This window comes from Pseudomonas sp. SIMBA_067 (assembly GCF_046534675.1).
Taxonomy (GTDB): Bacteria; Pseudomonadota; Gammaproteobacteria; order Pseudomonadales; family Pseudomonadaceae; genus Aquipseudomonas; species Aquipseudomonas putida.
Genome location: NZ_JAWRYH010000803.1, coordinates 1 through 257 on the forward strand (window position 1 = coordinate 1; position 257 = coordinate 257).

Annotated in this window: 1 pseudogene; it reads right to left on the minus strand. The window is 40.5% G+C overall.

Going from position 1 to position 257, the window contains the following annotated elements:
- Nucleotides 1-257 (minus strand): annotated as a pseudogene (locus SB765_RS31420) (hypothetical protein); the annotation flags it as partial.

The following is a 257-nucleotide window of genomic DNA, read 5'->3' on the forward strand; positions in this document are numbered from 1 at the left end:
GATAAGCGGTTGCTAAAAATTCGTAACCTTCACCAAAGCGGTATGCATAGTTTACTTGGTATGCATTATGACGGGTGTTCATCTCATCATTTTGCGATGCCGCATAACGACGGTTAGGATTGTCTTGGTAATCTGCGTTAGTTAAGCCCATGTACGTTTCGTCTGATGTTTCTTCAGAGTACTTAGCTTTAAACTCAATGTTGTGGGCATCGTTTTCACCAAAGGTATGGCCAAATTTTACCAGTACGTCATTTTTT